The 15,686-nt window shown below is 61.4% G+C and carries 15 protein-coding genes; 8 read left to right on the plus strand and 7 right to left on the minus strand.

Going from position 1 to position 15,686, the window contains the following annotated elements; genetic code table 11:
• The first annotated feature begins 97 nt into the window (after positions 1-97).
• Together LCF59_RS08420 and LCF59_RS08425 are read left to right on the plus strand one after the other, a co-directional pair.
• Positions 98-337, plus strand: a complete 240-nt coding sequence (locus tag LCF59_RS08420) for a hypothetical protein (protein ID WP_292287012.1) — start codon at positions 98-100, stop codon at positions 335-337.
• Positions 338-492: 155 nt separating this feature from the next.
• Positions 493-666, plus strand: a complete 174-nt coding sequence (locus tag LCF59_RS08425; protein ID WP_292287013.1) for a hypothetical protein — start codon at positions 493-495, stop codon at positions 664-666.
• A 258-nt stretch (positions 667-924) separates the two neighbouring features.
• Here LCF59_RS08425 and LCF59_RS08430 read toward each other — a convergent pair whose 3' ends face one another.
• Entirely contained in the window at positions 925-1,845 is a 921-nt protein-coding gene (locus LCF59_RS08430) for a LysR family transcriptional regulator (protein WP_292287014.1), read from the minus strand.
• A gap of 164 nt (positions 1,846-2,009) precedes the next feature.
• Between LCF59_RS08430 and LCF59_RS08435 the strand changes: the two genes are divergently transcribed.
• From LCF59_RS08435 to ccmE, 5 genes are all read left to right on the plus strand, one after another.
• Entirely contained in the window at positions 2,010-5,432 is a 3,423-nt protein-coding gene (locus tag LCF59_RS08435) for an indolepyruvate ferredoxin oxidoreductase family protein (protein WP_292287015.1), read from the plus strand.
• 178 nt (positions 5,433-5,610) lie between these two features.
• Positions 5,611-6,423 (plus strand): lysophospholipid acyltransferase family protein, encoded by an 813-nt coding sequence (locus tag LCF59_RS08440; protein WP_292287071.1) that lies wholly within the window; start codon positions 5,611-5,613, stop codon positions 6,421-6,423.
• A 32-nt stretch (positions 6,424-6,455) separates the two neighbouring features.
• The gene (locus LCF59_RS08445) at positions 6,456-7,268 is read left to right on the plus strand and encodes a glutamate racemase (RefSeq protein WP_292287016.1); all 813 of its coding nucleotides are present in this window, start codon (positions 6,456-6,458) and stop codon (positions 7,266-7,268) included.
• A gap of 46 nt (positions 7,269-7,314) precedes the next feature.
• Entirely contained in the window at positions 7,315-8,343 is a 1,029-nt protein-coding gene (gene argC / locus LCF59_RS08450; RefSeq protein ID WP_292287017.1) for an N-acetyl-gamma-glutamyl-phosphate reductase, read from the plus strand.
• A gap of 94 nt (positions 8,344-8,437) precedes the next feature.
• Complete coding sequence (gene ccmE, locus LCF59_RS08455; RefSeq protein WP_292287018.1) at positions 8,438-8,893, plus strand: cytochrome c maturation protein CcmE; 456 nt, start codon at positions 8,438-8,440, stop codon at positions 8,891-8,893.
• 90 nt (positions 8,894-8,983) lie between these two features.
• Here ccmE and eno read toward each other — a convergent pair whose 3' ends face one another.
• The 6 genes from eno to LCF59_RS08485 all read right to left on the minus strand — a co-directional run bounded on the left by eno (position 8,984) and on the right by LCF59_RS08485 (position 15,048).
• Positions 8,984-10,261, minus strand: a complete 1,278-nt coding sequence (gene eno / locus LCF59_RS08460) for a phosphopyruvate hydratase (protein WP_292287019.1) — start codon at positions 10,259-10,261, stop codon at positions 8,984-8,986.
• A gap of 80 nt (positions 10,262-10,341) precedes the next feature.
• On the minus strand, positions 10,342-11,232 hold the full coding sequence (locus tag LCF59_RS08465; RefSeq protein WP_292287020.1) for a DMT family transporter: 891 nt from the start codon (positions 11,230-11,232) through the stop codon (positions 10,342-10,344).
• Between the two features lie 146 nt (positions 11,233-11,378).
• Positions 11,379-11,789, minus strand: a complete 411-nt coding sequence (locus LCF59_RS08470; RefSeq protein ID WP_292287021.1) for a Fur family transcriptional regulator — start codon at positions 11,787-11,789, stop codon at positions 11,379-11,381.
• Between the two features lie 86 nt (positions 11,790-11,875).
• Positions 11,876-12,739 (minus strand): DMT family transporter, encoded by an 864-nt coding sequence (locus LCF59_RS08475; protein ID WP_292287022.1) that lies wholly within the window; start codon positions 12,737-12,739, stop codon positions 11,876-11,878.
• A gap of 16 nt (positions 12,740-12,755) precedes the next feature.
• Positions 12,756-13,553, minus strand: coding sequence for a DUF533 domain-containing protein (locus LCF59_RS08480; RefSeq protein ID WP_292287023.1), 798 nt, complete (start codon positions 13,551-13,553; stop codon positions 12,756-12,758).
• 76 nt (positions 13,554-13,629) lie between these two features.
• Positions 13,630-15,048 carry a YdiU family protein gene (locus LCF59_RS08485; RefSeq protein ID WP_292287024.1) on the minus strand — a complete coding sequence of 473 codons (1,419 nt, stop codon included), beginning with the start codon at positions 15,046-15,048 and terminating at the stop codon, positions 13,630-13,632.
• 99 nt (positions 15,049-15,147) lie between these two features.
• Between LCF59_RS08485 and LCF59_RS08490 the strand changes: the two genes are divergently transcribed.
• Complete coding sequence (locus LCF59_RS08490) at positions 15,148-15,684, plus strand: CBS domain-containing protein (RefSeq protein ID WP_292287025.1); 537 nt, start codon at positions 15,148-15,150, stop codon at positions 15,682-15,684.
• Positions 15,685-15,686 lie beyond the last annotated feature (2 nt).

Here is a 15,686-nt window from a genome sequence, read left to right on the forward strand (position 1 = left end):
GTCAGGCGGCGAAAGGCCTTCCCCCTTGCGCGAAATTTTGCACATGTGGTAGTGAGCCTTCCGCACACGGGTGTCGACAGTCGGGAGGGTGTTGGACATGCTGCAAAAAATCGGAGCGCATTGCCGGCTTGTAACTGCGGCCCTGATCGCCGGGCCGTGGCCCGGTCGCGACCTTGCAGATGTCGAGGCCGCGTTGGCGGGGAGGCCTACCTTGACACAGGCGGCCGTGATTGGCGGCGTGCTGGCGCTTCTGGCGGGGTTTTCGTTTTTCGCGGGACAGTTCGGGCTTCTGGGCCTCGCGGTTTTCTGGCTTGCCGTTATTCTGGTCATCGCCTGATCGGCGTGCCACGGAAATAAGCGGTATTTGAAGTATACATTTGTATGCTATTGAAAACACGTATTTTTTATAATTTATCTGATCTGCTTTTGCTGCGCTCCCGTAATTTTGGTCACGATGTCAATGACGACCGATGAGAATGAAAGGAGACGAAGATGGGTATTGGACTTGGAATTCTGACCTTCGGCACCTTGGGGTTCGTCCTTGCTTTTGCCTATTCAAGCATTCGGGCCATCGAAAAGCACAAGGCGTCGGATGCGCCGAAATCGGCCCTGTCGCGTGACGGCATCGCGGAGCGCATGTCACGCCAGGCCAAGGCGCGAAGCTGACACGTCCGCCGTGCGATCCGAAGAAAGGCGGTGCCAAAGGTGCAGCCTTTCTCGTGTCTGATTCCACGGGTCGGTGAAGGCGGATTCTGCAAAAAAAGGCCGAGCTAAAAGCTCGGCCGTAGTCCAACAGGGAGGTATGAAGATGATGCGCAAATCAGCGTGTCACCTCATGTTTGCTGAATATGTCAGCAATCCTGTGTCTGGCAAGAGGAGTTGCCTTCCGCTGCCGTCATTCCCGCTATGCTTGAGGTGCATGGGTCACACTTTGTCCGCGCGACCGACCTCCAGTGCCTTGCGGGTCTGGCGGTGTGCAAAGATCTCCTCCTGGACGAAATCCCGAAAGGCCGCGATGCGTTTGGACTGGCGGAGTTCTTCAGGAAAGGCAAGGAAAACAGGGACTTCACTGGATTCCAAATCCGGGATCACGCGCCGGACGCTCGGGAAATCCTCGATGATGTAATCGGGCAGAACGCCGATTCCGAGGCCCGACAGAACGCTTTGCAGGACGCCGAAATAGTTATTGACCGTCAGGGTCGACCGGATGTCCTGCGTGAGCAACTGTTGCACAAGTGTCATACCCGCGCTGACCTGTGCGGCACGCGGATTCTGGCAGATTAGACGGTGCTGTGAGATATCCTCGATCGTCAAAGGCTCGCCATGTTCGGCGATGTACTCGGGGGTCGCGTAAAGCCGCATTCGGATCGACATCAGTTTCTTGCGGATCAGGTCGGCCTGGCTCGGTTCTTTCATGCGCACGGCGACATCGGCCTCGCGCATGGGCAGGTCGAGAACGCGCTCCTCGAGCATCAGGTCGATATTGAGGTCCGGGTATTTCTCGTAAAGTTTGGGCAGGCGCGGCGCGAGCCAGAGCGAGCCGAACCCGATGGTGGTGGTCACGCGCAGTTCGCCGAACACCTCTTCTTCGCTGTCGCGGATACGGGCGGTGGCTGCCTCGATCCGCTTGTTCATGGAGCGGGTGGCGTCGAACAGCAATTCACCTTGTTCGGTGAGAATCAGCCCGCGGGCATGGCGGTGAAACAACACGGTATTGAGCGCTTCTTCGAGCGCCCGAACCTGCCGGGACACCGCGGATTGCGACAGGTGGAGCATGTCGCCGGCGTGCGTGAGGCTTCCTGCGGCGGCAACTGCGTGGAATATTCTGAGCTTGTCCCAATCCATCTTTTACTCTTTTTCCGTTCGGGCCCGTCTATAGGGCATAAATTGATTATTGCACGAGATCTTATCGAAACACGGAAATTTCAACAGAAATTGGTAGCAAGGTCAGTATATGTGACCTAAATTTGCACCATGACAAGGCACCATTTCACGCAGGGAGGCGTAAAATGACCAAAGCCGAGATTACGCTGAATGACCGTTTCGATCTTTCCAAATCGCCTGTTCTGCTGAACGGGACGCAGGCGTTGGTGCGGTTGATGCTGACGCAAAAAGCGCGCGATGTTGCAGCGGGCCTGAACACGGCCGGCTATGTCACGGGCTACCGTGGTTCGCCACTCGGCGCGGTCGATCAGCAGATGACCCGCGCAGCAAAATTCCTGGATGCCGCCGATGTGACCTTCAAGGAAGGGCTGAACGAAGACTTGGCCGTGACCGCGCTTTGGGGTGCGCAGCAGGCCGAATTGCGCGGCGAGGGCACCCATGACGGGGTGTTCGGGCTTTGGTATGGCAAGGGGCCGGGCGTGGACCGGTCCGGCGATGCGATGCGCCACGCGAACATGGCTGGCACGTCGCCGCAGGGCGGTGTCGTGATGGCCATGGGAGACGACCATACCGGCGAATCCTCGACGGTGCTGCACCAGTCCGACTGGGCGATGGTGGACGCGTATATGCCCGTCGTGTCGCCCGCCGGGGTGCAGGAAATCCTTGATTACGGTCTTTACGGCTTTGCCCTGTCGCGGTTTGCCGGGCTTTGGGTCGGTCTCAAGACGATGAAGGACACGGTCGAGGCGACGGCGGTTGTCGATGGCCGGCCGGACCGGATGAGTTTTGTCCTGCCCGAGTTCGACATGCCCGAAGGCGGGCTGAACATCCGTCTAGGTGACACGCCGCACAACCAGGAAATGCGGATGATCGACCACAAGCGCCTTGCGGCAGAGGCGTTCTCGCACGCCAACAAGATGGACAAGCGGGTCTGGGGCAAGCCCGGTGCCAGGATCGGCCTTGTCGCGGCGGGCAAGAACTGGCTTGACCTGGTGCATGCGCTGTCGTTGCTGGGGATTGATGCCGCCGAGGCGGAACGGCTTGGGATCACGACCTACAAAGTGGGACAGACCTGGCCGCTGGACATGAAGGGCTTCCAGGACTGGGCCGAGGGGCTTGATCTGATTGTCGTCGTTGAGGAAAAGCGCAAGCTGATCGAGGTGCAGATCAAGGGAGCGATATTCGACGACAGGCGCGGCCGGCGCGTCTGGGGCTGGCACAAGGGTGGTGGCGCCGGATCGACGCACGGCCCCGAGCTTTTCCCGACGCGCGGGTCACTCGACCCGATCCTGATTGCCGAGAAATTGGGCCAGATCCTGATCGAGGAAGGCCGCGACACGGATCACATCAAGGCCGGGATGCAAGCCCTTGATGAGGCTCGAAAAGCCGACAATGCCGAAGAAATCGCGCCGCGTCTGCCGTATTTCTGTTCGGGTTGTCCGCACAATTCCTCGACCAAGGTGCCAAAAGGCAGCCGCGCCTATGCCGGGATCGGCTGTCACTACATGGTGCAATGGATGGACCGAGAAACCCTTGGGTTCACTCATATGGGCGCGGAGGGCGCCAACTGGATCGGCGAATCGCTGTTTTCCAAGACGCCGCATGTTTTTCAAAACATCGGAGACGGGACCTATAACCATTCCGGGGTGCAGGCGATCCGTGGGGCCTTGGCTGCGGGCACGACGATCACCTACAAGATCCTTTACAATGATGCCGTCGCCATGACCGGTGGGCAGAAGAACGATGGCGGGCTTGGCCCTCAGCAGATCGCAGCGGAACTGCGCGCGATGGGCGTGAAACATCTTGCGGTCGTCTATGACGAGAAAGAGGAGGTTGACCTGAAGTCCTTCCCGCAAGACATTGAATTTGCGGAACGGTCGGATTTGCAAACCGTGCAGGATAAGTTTGCAAAGGTCCCGGGTGTCAGCGCCATCGTCTACATCCAGACCTGCGCCGCCGAAAAGCGCCGCCGCCGCAAGCGGGGGCAGTTTTCGGACCCGGACAAGCGTGTGTTCATCAACACCGATGTCTGCGAAGGCTGCGGCGATTGCGGCGTACAGTCGAACTGCGTGTCGATCGTGCCAAAAGACACCGAACTGGGCCGCAAGCGGGCGATCGACCAGTCGTCCTGCAACAAGGATTTTTCCTGCCTCAAGGGGTTTTGCCCGTCTTTCGTAACGCTCGAAGGGGCGCAGACGAAAAAGGCCGCCACGGCGGAGATCACGCTGCCCGACATGCCGGAGCCGCGTTTGCCCGAAATTAACGGGACTTGGAACATGGTGATCACCGGTGTCGGTGGAACCGGCGTTGTGACCATCGGCGCCGTGCTGGCGCAGGCGGCGCAGATCGATGGCAAGGGGGCTGGCATGATGGAAATGGCAGGCCTCGCCCAGAAGGGCGGCGCAGTCCATATTCATCTGCGGCTCGCGGATGCGCCCGACGATATCAGCGCCATTCGCGTGGCGACCGGGGAAACCGATGCGCTTATCGGCGGCGACCTTGTTGTCAGCGCCGGGGCAAAGACCCTGGGATTGATGCGCACGGGGCGTACCGGCGGCGTGGTGAACAACCACGAATTCATGACGGGCGATTTCACACGCGATACGGAATTCGCACTTCCAAGCGACAGGCTGCAAGTCGCCCTGCAAGCGCGGCTGGGTGACAGGCTGGACTTGTTCGACGCATCCGAACTGGCGCAAGCCACGTTGGGGGATTCGATCTTTTCGAACATCATGCTGCTCGGGGCGGCATGGCAACGTGGCTTGGTGCCACTGTCCCGTGCTGCCATTGTCCGATCCATCGAATTGAACGGGGCGGCGGCTGAAAAGAACATCCGCGCCTTCGAAATTGGCCGCTGGGCGGTGGTCTGTCCCGACGACGCGCAGCAGGCGATCGCGCCGAACGTGGTGTCGCTGCCCAAGACGCTGGAAGATCGTATCGCATATCGCGCCGATCATCTGGTGAAATTCCAGGGCAAACGGCTGGCCAAGCGGTATTGCAAGCTGGTCGATCGGGCGCAGGACCCGCGACTGAAAGAGGCGGTCGCGCTGGGGTATCACAAGCTCTTGGCCTACAAGGACGAATACGAGGTGGCGCGCCTGCATCTGGAAACGCGTGACAAGGCGCGGGCCCAGTTCGACGGCGACTTCAAGATGTCCTTCCACCTGGCGCCGCCGGGGCTGAGCAAGACAGGACCGGACGGACGACCGGTCAAAAAAACCTATGGCGAAAGCATGCTCAGGGGGTTCGGGCTTTTGGCCAAGCTGAAATGGCTGCGCGGCACGCCGTTCGACCCGTTTGGTCGAACCGCCGAACGCCGCATGGAGCGTGCCTTGATCCGGCAATACGAGGCGGATCTTGCGGACTGGTTGCCCAAGGCTGATGCGGCTCGTATGGACGCGCTGGTCGCGCTGGCCGAATTGCCGCTCCAGATCAAGGGGTTCGGACCGGTGAAAGAGGCAAATGCCGGCAAGGCCGAAAAGCGCCGGGAAGATCTTTTGGCTACCTTGCGTCAGGGCGGACCGGGGGTGCAGCAGGCGGCGGAGTGAGCGGGGGGCTGGCCCGCCTGCGTCACAAAGGCTTTAAACGTCTGTTACATCTTTCCGGCTATGACGTGGGGCGTTACCACGTCCTGACCCTTCCTTGATCGGAGTTGCATTGGTGCCAGCATCCGCCGCACGCGATATATCCTACGCCTATTCCGCGCGCTCCAAACCCGGGCGCGCGATGATCCGCCTGATCGAAAACGCCACCGGCCGGTTGAGCCTGATCAAACGCGCAGCAGGCTACGAGACCGAGGTCGCGCAGGGGCGTGATTTCTGGGAAGTGATGGTCGCACGTTACGGGCTTAGCCTTGATGTGGTGGGCGGCACCTTGGACAATATCCCGAGGGACGGCCCGCTGATCGTGATCGGCAACCATCCTTACGGCATCCTCGACGGTTTGATCCTCGGTCATATCCTGTCGGTCACACGGGGTGATTTCCGCATTCTCGCGCACCAGGTCTTCCGCAAGGCGCAGGAGCTCGACCGGATCATTCTGCCGGTGAATTTCGACGATACGCGCGAGGCTGTTGCGCGTAACGTGGCGACCCGGAAAGAAGCGCTTGGCTATCTGGACGAGGGGGGCTGTATCGGCGTGTTTCCGGGCGGAACCGTCTCCACGGCCGTGACACCCTTTGCCAAACCGATGGATCCCGGCTGGCGCGGCTTTACCGCCCGGATGATCGCCAAATCCAACGCCACCGTGGTGCCGATCTATTTCGACGGGCACACCAGCCGGTTGTTCCAGCTGGCAAGTCATTTGCACTACACGCTGCGCATGGGGCTGCTGATCAAGGAGTTCCGCAAACGGGTGGATACGCCCGTGCGCGTGGTGATCGGCCAGCCGATCCCGGCGCAAGAGATCAACTCGCGCAAAAAAGACGCGCGGGAGTTGATGGATTTCCTGCGCAAAGCGACGTATGAGCTGTCTCCGACGCCGTTTGCATCTTATGATTACGGCTTCGAGTTTGAGGAACGGCATCGGGGGCGCGGATAGGCGCAAGCCCGGGCCGATGTGGCGAGGGCGCGATGGCAGTAGGCATTTTTGACAGTGGTCTGGGCGGGCTGACGGTGCTGGACGCCGTATCCAGGCGCTTGCCAGATGTGCCGTTCGTCTACCTGGGCGACAACAAGCACGCGCCCTACGGCGTACGCAACGCCGATGATGTCTACACGTTGACCTGTGCCGCCACCGAGCGGCTTTGGGGCGCCGGGTGTGACCTGGTGATCCTTGCGTGCAACACCGCCTCGGCGGCGGCCCTGCGGCGGATGCAGGAAAGCTGGGTTCCGCGCGACAAGCGGGTTCTGGGCGTGTTCGTGCCATTGATCGAAGCCTTGACCGAACGGCAATGGGGCGACAATTCCCCGCCGCGCGAAGTGGCGGTGCAGCATGTCGCGCTGTTCGCAACGCCGGCAACGGTGAGCAGCCGTGCCTTCCAGCGCGAACTGGCATTTCGGGCGATCGGCGTCGATGTGGAGGCGCAGGCCTGTGGCGGACTTGTCGATGCCATCGAGGAGGGTGACATGATCCTGGCCGAGGCGCTGGTGCGCAGCCATGTCGACGCGCTCAAGCGCAAGATGCCGACCCCGCAGGCGGCGATCCTGGGCTGCACGCATTACCCGTTGTTGCAAGACATCTTCCAGGACGCGCTGGGGCCGGATGTGACGGTCTATTCGCAGGCAGATCTTGTCGCGGCCTCGTTGGCCGATTACCTGGCACGCCATCCCGGCATGACCGGCCCGGGCGCGCAGGCGATGTATCTCACCACCGGCGATGCAAAGCGGGTGTCGGATCACGCGACGCAATTCCTGCGACGCAAGATCACTTTCGAAACGGCCTGAGCCCGCCCCCAAGTTCCCTAATTCCTGTCGTCACCGGAGTGACCCCATGACCTGCAAAATCGCCATTATCGGTGCCAGCGGCTATACCGGAGCAGAATTGCTGCGCCTGACCGCCACGCATCCCGACATCGAGATCGCCGCTTTGGCCGCCAATTCCAAGGCCGGCCAGACCATCGCGCAGGTGTTTCCCTTCCTGCGCCATCTTGATCTGCCGCCGCTGGTGCCTTGGGAAGACGTCGATTTTTCGCGGATCGACCTGTGCTTCTGCGCGCTGCCGCACAAGACAAGCCAGGAGGTGATCTCGAAACTGCCGACACATCTCAAGATCGTCGATCTTTCGGCGGATTTCCGGCTGCGCGATCCGGCGGATTATGAAAAATGGTACGGGACGCCGCATGCTGCGGTGCAGATGCAGAAAGAGGCGGTCTACGGGCTGACCGAGTTCTACCGCGACGATATCAGGGATGCACGGCTGGTTGCCGGTACCGGCTGCAACGCGGCGACCGGGCAATACATGCTGCGCCCGCTGATCGAAGACCGGGTGATCGGGCTCGGGGACATCATCCTCGATTTGAAATGCGCCGTCTCGGGGGCAGGCCGGTCGCTCAAGGAAAATCTTTTACATGCGGAGTTGTCCGAAGGCGTCAATGCCTACGCGGTGGGCGGCACGCATCGTCACCTGGGTGAATTCGATCAGGAATTCAGCGCGCTGGCGGGCGAAGAGGTGCGGGTCCAGTTTACGCCGCACCTGATCCCGGCAAACCGGGGCATTCTTGCCACCGGGTATGTCAGCGGCGATGCGCAGGCGGTGCATGGCGCGCTGAGCCGCGCCTATGCCGATGAGCCGTTCCTCGAGGTGCTGCCGTTTGGCGAAACGCCCTCGACCCATCATGTGCGCGGATCGAACCTGTGCCATATCGGCGTCACCGGCGACCGGATCCCGGGGCGTGCGATTGTCGTGGCGGCGCTCGACAACCTGACCAAGGGATCGTCGGGGCAGGCGCTCCAGAATGCGAACCTGATGCTGGGGCTTGAAGAAACGACGGGACTTTTGCTGGCTCCCTGTTTCCCGTAAGCTCTGGTCAGCAGACTGCGGCATTTTGATCTGCCTCAGTTTGCGCGTGGCATGATAGTGAATATATACGGATAGCTATAGTCGAGAGGTCCCGATGGCTCTGAAATCGCTCAAGAAGCAACGCCGTATCCAGGTCATCGCATTGGCGACGATCGCGCTGGTGTTGTCCACCGCGCTCGTCGGATACGGGATGCGCGACGGAATAAACTTTTTTCGCTCTCCCAGTCAGGTGATGGCAGAGCCACCCGCGGCCAACGAAACGTTTCGCATCGGCGGGCTGGTCGAGGCAGGATCCATCGTGCGCGGACAGGGATCGACCGTGTCATTCTCCGTGACGGATGGCGGCGCCACCGTGCCGGTGACCTATTCTGGTGTCTTGCCCGACCTCTTTTCGGAAAACGAAGGCATGGTCGGTACTGGAAAATACGTGAACGGCGTATTCGAGGCGTCGGAAATCCTTGCGAAACACGACGAGGAATACATGCCGGCCGAAGTTGTGGATGCTCTCAAGGAGCAGGGCACCTACAAGGACCCCAAAGCAGGAAGCTGACGCGCCGCGCCCTTCTTCTCTTTCCAAATATGCAAAAAAGCCGGGCGCGCAGCGCCCGGCCTGTCGGATTTTCCGAAGGAAAATTCGAAATCAGCGTCTGAGGATTGATCGTCCGGCGTATTCTGCCGTCTCGGCCAGCATTTCCTCGATACGGATCAACTGGTTATACTTGGCCAACCGGTCGGAGCGGGCAAGTGATCCGGTCTTGATCTGCCCGCAATTCGTCGCCACGGCAAGATCGGCGATCGTGGCGTCCTCGGTCTCGCCCGAGCGGTGCGACATCACGTTGGTAAACCGCGCGCGGTGGGCCATGTCGACCGCCTTCAGCGTTTCGGTCAGGGTGCCGATCTGGTTCACCTTGACCAGCATGGAATTGCCGCAGCCGCGCGCGATGCCATCTGCCAAACGCGTCGGATTGGTCACGAAGAGATCGTCACCCACCAGCTGCACGGTGTCGCCCATCACTTCGGTCAGCATCGCCCAGCCGTCCCAGTCGTCTTCGGACATGCCATCCTCGATCGACAGGATCGGGTAGTCGTTCACCAGCGCCTGAAGGTAGGACACGTTTTCATCCGAGGTCAGGGTTTTGCCTTCGCCCGAATAGACGTATTTTCCGTCCTTGTAATACTCGGTCGCGGCACAATCGAGAGCGAGCATAATGTCGTCGCCGGGTGTGTAGCCTGCTTTTTCGATGGATCGCAGGATGAAATCCAGCGCCTCGCGGGTCGATCCAAGCTCGGGCGCAAAGCCGCCCTCGTCACCCAGCCCGGTGGACAGGCCCTTGGCCGACAGTTCCTTTTTCAAGGTATGGAATACTTCGGATCCCATGCGCACCGCATCGCGGATGGTGTCCGCCGCCACCGGCATGATCATGAATTCCTGGATGTCGATCGGGTTGTCGGCATGTTCGCCGCCATTGATGATGTTCATCATCGGCACTGGCAGAACCCGCGCCGAGGTGCCGCCGACATAGCGAAAGAGCGGCTGTGCGGTGAAATCGGCGGCGGCCTTGGCCGCGGCGAGGCTGACGCCGAGAATGGCATTGGCACCAAGCCGGCCCTTGTTGTCGGTGCCGTCCAGTTCGATCATCGCCATATCGATGCCCACCTGTCCGGTGGCATCGAGCCCCACGATCTCTTCCGCGATTTCGCCATTCACGGCGGCCACCGCCTCGAGCACGCCCTTGCCCATATAACGGCTCTTGTCGCCGTCCCGCTTTTCGACCGCCTCGTAGGCGCCGGTTGACGCACCCGAGGGCACTGCGGCGCGGCCAATGGTGCCGTCTTCCAGGGTGACGTCGACTTCGACGGTGGGGTTGCCACGACTGTCGAGGATTTCGCGGGCGTGGATGTCGATGATGGTGCTCATGGCGTAGGGGTCCCGAAGCAGATACGTTCGACGCTCCGTATATCAGGGCCGGAGGCAAAGTAAACGGGTCCTTGGTAGCGCTAACGGGGCTCCTGCAGGCCCGATATCGCTTGCCGATGCAGTCTGTGTTCGCGCAGAACGGTATAGATGCCAGAGGCCACCACAAGCGTGCCGCCGATGGCCATCCACAGGTCCACCGTTTCGCCGAAGAACGCGATACCCAGAACGACGCCGAAAAGCAGCCGGGTATAGCGGAACGGTGTGACGACCGAGATGTCGCCAACCCGCATGGCAGCGGTGATCGCATAATAGGCGGCAATCGTCGGGCAGACGGCGAGCGCCAGAAGCCCGGTTTGTGCCAGTGTCGGCACCTGCCACGGGGGTGTGAAGGGTATCAGAACCAGCGCGGCGACGAGGAAAGAGGCAAAGCCGACTGTCGCGAGTTGCAGGTTGCTGAGCGTCTTGGGGGCGGCGCGGGTGGACAGATCACGCATCGCCAGCGCCAGTGTCGCGCCAACCGCCAGCAGGGCGAGGATGTTGAAATCGGCCGTGCCGGGGCGCAGCACGATCATCACGCCAGTCAGCCCTACGAGGATCGCGAACCAGCGCCGCCAGCCGACTTTTTCCCCGAACACCAGAACCGCGCCGATGGCCACCAAAAGCGGGCCGGCCTGCGTCACGCTGGTCACCAGCGACAGCGGGGTCAGGGCAAGCGCATTGACCATGAAGAGCGCCGCGGCGATCTCGGCCAGGCCCCGTGTGGCGACCGCCGGGTGGCGCAGGCCGCGGGTCAGCACCGGCTGGCCCCTGGCACGGCAGAGCAGAAGGAAAAAGCTCGTGCCGCAGACCCCCATGGTCATGACGATCTGGCTGAGCGACAGGCTGTCCGAGAGCGTCTTGATCCCGACATCGCCAAGCGCAAATCCCGCCATGGCGAGGATCATGAGGATTATACCCTGAAGATTCTGCATCCCTGCGTGCTAGGCGCATTTGCCGGGTGCCACCAGCCCTGATTCACAAAAGGATCGACGGGGCGGGGAACCCTGTGGTGTTGCGGGCGCCGTATTCCTTGCCTGTATTCTTTGCCTGTGCAACGACAGCCTGCGGACCGGGATGTTCATTTCTTCATCGGCACGCCGTAGAGTTCGAGCTTGTGGCCCTTGAGCTTGTAGCCCAGTTTCGCGGCGATTTTTTCCTGGAGCGCCTCGATCTCGGGGTCGACAAATTCGATGACCTTGCCGGTGTGCAGGTCGATCAAGTGGTCATGGTGATCGCGCTCGGCGTCTTCATAACGCGCCCGACCATCGCCGAAATCGACTTTTTCGAGGATCCCGGCCTCTTCAAACAGCTTGACCGTTCGGTACACCGTGGCAAGCGAGATGTTCGGGTCGACGCCGGCCGCCCGTGCATAGAGCTCTTCGACATCGGGGTGGTCGTTGGAGCTTTGCAAAACCCGTGCGATGGTCCGCCGTTGGTCCGTCAGGCGCAGCCCTTGGGCTTCGCAGCGCAAGATGATCGTATCGGACATCGCCCAAGCCTCGTGTCGTGGTGCGACGCGTTTTAGCCAACTGTACCGGTCATGACCATAAGCGGGCGGCTAAAAATCCAACCGGATCAGGCCGGAACTGGCGGCCACGCGCGTCGCCGCAGGTGCCGAAGATATAGTGCCAGCGTCGTTATCACGATCGCCCCGCCCGTGATCATGTTGATATTGGGCGTTTCGGCCAGAAACCACCAGACCCAGAACGGACCAAGCACTGTTTCGAGCAGAAGCACAAGACTGACATTGACCGATGCGGTGTGCCGGGATGCTTCTGACATCAGGTAAAAGGACAGCGGCAGCACGAGGAAGCTGGCAACAGCGATGGCCCAAGTGGTGCCGGCGCCCATTGCGGCGGGTGATGTGACGCTGAAGGCCGTCAGCCCGGCCAGCATCGAACCTGTGCCAATGGCGGGCAGAAGTGGAATATCCGGGTTGTGACGCAGAAGCGTGAAGCTGAGCGCGAGACTAAGCGCCACGCCCAGGCCGCAGGCCACGCCGATCAACGCAAGGGGCGAAATCGCCATGTCCCCCTTGCCGGTCATGGCAAGAACGATCCCTGCGCAGACAACCACGATGGTGACCCAGGTCGCCGGGCGGGTCGGCTGGCGGTAGAGCAGCCATGACAGGACGGCGGCCCAGATCGGAACCGTGGCCACCGCGATCAGCACAAGCGCGACCGGCGCCATTGCGATGGCAGGGGCAAAGAGCGTGGCATTCGCCGCTTGCGCCAGCACCAGCCCGACCCCGACTTTCGAGGCAAGGCGCGCGTAGTGTCGCATCTGTCCGGCCAGCGTGGCCGCGACGAGAAAACACGCGCCCATGGCTAACCCGCGCCATGCCACCAACGGTGCCGCATCGAGGCCGGACAGACGGATAAGAAGAGCGTCCGGCGTCAGGATCAGGACACCGAGACAGGCGAGCAAAATGCCTTTCATGGGGGGTATATCACATTCAGCTGTAAAGTGGCTGAACGCCCATTTGCAGATGCAGGCTGTTCACCGTCGGCTGGTCGAGATCCATGCACCGGGCCAATGTGTCCAGGTATTGCGCTTCGGGCTGGGTATCGAGGCGGATTGTCATCAAGGATGCGGAGTAGACCTGCGCGCGCAGCGCCTCGGGCGTATCCTTGGCGAGGCTTTCGGCATCGACCGGTGCCGCGAGCTGTTCCTGCACAAAGGCGATGTCGTCGGGATCGGCGTCGTCGCCCACGGTTTCGAGGATCTTTGCGCGCTCGGCCTCGTCGATGCCGCCATCGCTCTTTGCGGCCTGGATCATCGCGCGCAGCATCAGGGACGCGGTTTCCTCGGCCTGGGGTGCGGTGGCCCCGGATTTATTGATCTGGTCGAGCATGTCGCCCGTGCTTTTGCCGGTTGCCGTGGCCGCGCCGCCCGCTGCGGCAAGAATACCGGCAAGACTTGCACCGCCCTTGCCCCCCATCTGGGACAGCAGGCCGCCGTCATTGCCCGTGTCCTGTGTCTGGCCAGAGGCGCCACCGCCCATCATCGCGGCAAGGTCGAGACCGCCGCCCTGGAATTTTTCCATGAACCCGGAGAGCGGGTTGTCGCCACCGCTGCTACCACCGCCGAGCATCTGTCCCATCTGCGCCTGCATCTTGGCCATCGGGTTGTCGCCTTCGACTTGCGCGCCGCCCGACAGGCCGCTCATCCCGTTGCTGCCAGAGAATTTATCAACGCCGCGCGCAGCGGCATACCCGATGGCCATCTTGGCCAGTGTTCCCATGAGACTCATAACGCTCCTCCGAAATTGATTCCGTCCACGATGACAGATTCTCCATTCGGAAGCGACTGTTATGGCCGCGCGCGGGTCAGGTCCCGCAGAATGTGGCGTGGACCACCTCGTTCGATCTGGGGGGGAGCCGCAGATCGTTACAGGACTCGTCATCCTCGTATGGGTTGGCATAGGCCGCATTGAGACGGTGGAACGGCGCATCGTCGCCGGCAATCGCAGCGGTGATCATGTCTTCGATGCGGTGATTGCGCGGGATCAGCGCGGGGTTAACCGACCGCATTCGCCCCTGTGGGTCGTCTTCGCCATCGAGCCTGGCTTGCCAGCCCACGGCCCATTGGTCGAACCCGGTGGGGTCCGCGAACTGGTCGCGTGCGGTGCCGTCGACCAGGCCCCGGAATGTGTTGGTGAAATCTGTCTCCGACACCTGCATGAGCGACAGCAAATCGGTCACAAGCTGCGCATCCTCGGGCTTGGGGTCGGAGATGCCGATCTTGGCGGCAAAGCGGGTCAGCCATTCGGCGCGGATCATCTCGGGCATGGTGTGAATTTGTGCCGTGAACGGGTCGACCGCCGCTTCGGGGTCGGGCATCAGGCTCAGGAGTGCCGTTGCCAGCTGCGCCATGTTCCACACGATCATGTCGGCCTGCGCGGCATAGCTGTAGCGCCCGAACCGGTCGATCGACGAATAGACGGTTTCGGGGTGATAGCTGTCCATGAAGGCGCAGGGGCCGTAATCGATGGTTTCGCCCGAGATGCTGCAATTGTCAGTATTCATCACGCCGTGGATGAAGCCAAGGCTGAGCCATTGTGCGACCAATGCCGACTGTTTGTGCATCACGGCATCGAGGAAACGCGCGGGGTCGGTGGCATCTGGATAATGACGGTCCACCGCGTAGTCGAACATCGTTTGCAAAGCGGTCGTGTCGCCACGCGCGGCAAAGACCTGGAACGTGCCGACTCGCAGGTGGCTTTGCGCGACGCGGGTCAGCACTGCACCGGGCAAGGGGCGTTCGCGGACCACCTTCTCGCCCGTGCGAACAGCGGCCAGAGCGCGGGTTGTGGGCACGCCCAGCGCGTGCATCGCTTCGCTGACGACGTATTCGCGCAACACCGGCCCAAGCCAGGCGCGCCCGTCCCCCATGCGGGAATAGGGCGTGCGGCCCGATCCCTTGAGCTGGATGTCGCGTCGGATGCCGTCTGTCCCAACGGTTTCGCCCAGCAGAACGGCGCGGCCGTCGCCCAATTGCGGATTGTATTGGCCGAACTGGTGGCCGGCGTAAAGCTGTGCAAGCGGCGCCGCACCGCCGGGCACGGCATTGCCGGCAAACACGGCTGCGAGGTTCGGATCGTCCAGCCCGTCGATGCCCAGATCTCGGGCCAAGGGCGCGTTCACCGCGATCAGCGACGGTGCTTTGACGGGTTCTGGTTGGACACGGGCGAAAAAGCCATCGGGCAAGGCAGCATAGCTGTTGTCGAAGGGGATATGTAGGGTCATGCCGTCAATATAGGGTCAGGCGGGCCATGTCTCCAGTGGCTTGTCTTGGCGAAATCGGCGCTATCCTACATTGGAAGTAAACTTAAAGGAGTATCCCGCATGGTTGCCTCGACGACATATGGCATGAGTCTCAAGGACCGGCCCGAATTCGCATCGAAACCGAAACCGCTCTGTTTCCCGCCAACCGCAAGCGTGGCCGAGGCGGTGACCGAGATGAGCGCGAAGAATTTCGGGTCCGTCGTTGTCGTTGACGACGATCAGAAAGTGATCGGGATCGCCACAGAACGCGATGTGATGAAAAAGCTGGTCAATGTCGGGAAAGATGCGAAGACCACAACGCTTGCCGATATCATGACGCGTGATCCGAAACTGGCAAAGGCGACGGATGACGTGGTGGATTGGTTGCGGATCATGTCGAATGAACGCTTCCGCCGCTTGCCGGTGGTGGATGACGAAGGCCGCATCGAGGTGATCTTTACCCAGGGCGATTTTGTCAGCTACACGTGGCCGGACCTGCTTTATCAGGCCAAGGAGCTGGCCAAGGCCAGTGTCGGGCGCAACTATCCGATCTGGCTGATCGGCGGGGGCGTCATGCTGTATTCGCTGCTGATGATCATCGTCGTGTCGTCGATCTGACG

Origin of the sequence: Marivita sp. (assembly GCF_020055675.1) — a bacterium.
Lineage (GTDB): Bacteria > Pseudomonadota > Alphaproteobacteria > Rhodobacterales > Rhodobacteraceae > Marivita.

What these genes read in the sequence shown, in the direction of transcription:
- LCF59_RS08430 (WP_292287014.1), bottom strand. Translation starts at nt 1,845, where the DNA reads ATGGATTGGGACAAGCTCAGAATATTCCACGCAGTTGCCGCCGCAGGA.
- eno (WP_292287019.1), bottom strand. Translation starts at nt 10,261, where the DNA reads ATGAGCACCATCATCGACATCCACGCCCGCGAAATCCTCGACAGTCGT.
- argC (WP_292287017.1), top strand. Translation starts at nt 7,315, where the DNA reads ATGACCTGCAAAATCGCCATTATCGGTGCCAGCGGCTATACCGGAGCA.
- LCF59_RS08440 (WP_292287071.1), top strand. Translation starts at nt 5,611, where the DNA reads ATGATCCGCCTGATCGAAAACGCCACCGGCCGGTTGAGCCTGATCAAA.
- LCF59_RS08435 (WP_292287015.1), top strand. Translation starts at nt 2,010, where the DNA reads ATGACCAAAGCCGAGATTACGCTGAATGACCGTTTCGATCTTTCCAAA.
- LCF59_RS08490 (WP_292287025.1), top strand. Translation starts at nt 15,148, where the DNA reads ATGGTTGCCTCGACGACATATGGCATGAGTCTCAAGGACCGGCCCGAA.
- LCF59_RS08445 (WP_292287016.1), top strand. Translation starts at nt 6,456, where the DNA reads ATGGCAGTAGGCATTTTTGACAGTGGTCTGGGCGGGCTGACGGTGCTG.
- LCF59_RS08420 (WP_292287012.1), top strand. Translation starts at nt 98, where the DNA reads ATGCTGCAAAAAATCGGAGCGCATTGCCGGCTTGTAACTGCGGCCCTG.
- LCF59_RS08425 (WP_292287013.1), top strand. Translation starts at nt 493, where the DNA reads ATGGGTATTGGACTTGGAATTCTGACCTTCGGCACCTTGGGGTTCGTC.
- LCF59_RS08485 (WP_292287024.1), bottom strand. Translation starts at nt 15,048, where the DNA reads ATGACCCTACATATCCCCTTCGACAACAGCTATGCTGCCTTGCCCGAT.
- ccmE (WP_292287018.1), top strand. Translation starts at nt 8,438, where the DNA reads ATGGCTCTGAAATCGCTCAAGAAGCAACGCCGTATCCAGGTCATCGCA.
- LCF59_RS08470 (WP_292287021.1), bottom strand. Translation starts at nt 11,789, where the DNA reads ATGTCCGATACGATCATCTTGCGCTGCGAAGCCCAAGGGCTGCGCCTG.
- LCF59_RS08475 (WP_292287022.1), bottom strand. Translation starts at nt 12,739, where the DNA reads ATGAAAGGCATTTTGCTCGCCTGTCTCGGTGTCCTGATCCTGACGCCG.
- LCF59_RS08480 (WP_292287023.1), bottom strand. Translation starts at nt 13,553, where the DNA reads ATGAGTCTCATGGGAACACTGGCCAAGATGGCCATCGGGTATGCCGCT.
- LCF59_RS08465 (WP_292287020.1), bottom strand. Translation starts at nt 11,232, where the DNA reads ATGCAGAATCTTCAGGGTATAATCCTCATGATCCTCGCCATGGCGGGA.